This is a genomic window from Mesorhizobium sp. M7A.F.Ca.CA.002.04.1.1, assembly GCF_004022805.1.
Classification (GTDB): Bacteria; Pseudomonadota; Alphaproteobacteria; order Rhizobiales; family Rhizobiaceae; genus Mesorhizobium; species Mesorhizobium ciceri.
In genome coordinates, this window is the sequence record NZ_RZPL01001302.1 from 1 (window position 1) to 488 (window position 488).

1 protein-coding gene is annotated in these 488 nt (G+C 60.9%); it reads right to left on the bottom strand.

Features of this window, described 5'->3' with window-relative positions; all coding sequences use genetic code 11:
- The coding region (locus ENZ75_RS33905; protein WP_164888287.1) for an aldo/keto reductase at positions 1–346 on the bottom strand (346 nt) is incomplete at its 3' end.
- Between the last annotated feature and the right edge of the window lie 142 nt (positions 347–488).

A 488-nucleotide genomic window follows, 5' to 3' on the forward strand; every position in this document is an offset into this window, starting at 1 on the left:
GCTTCAGGCTCTTCTCGCATTCCCGAATCAGGTGATGGCGCGACAGGCCTTCGTCGTTTGGACCTTTGCCGATCCGCATCCGTGCCTTGGAGGCGATCAGCACGTCGCCCTTGCGCTTGCCGCCGAGCGCTTCGCCGATGATTTCTTCGGAAATGCCGTTCGAATAGACATTGGCGGTGTCGATGACATTGATGCCGGCGTCGATACAGAGATCGATCATCCGGCGCGCTTCGTCGAGATCGGTCTTGCCGACCGCCGAAAAAGCACCGGCGCCACCGAACGTCATGGTCCCCATGGTCAGTGTCGATACTTTCAGGCCGGAACGGCCGAGGGTGCGGTATTCCATGTCGTCCTCGCGATTGCATTGGGAAAGGGCTGGGGAGGGCCGCCCGAAAGTGGCCGCTATTTGTAGGACAATTTGGGCGACGTGTCTCCATGCCAGCGCGGCGGATCGATCATGCCTGGCTGGACCGACAGCGGTGGTGACC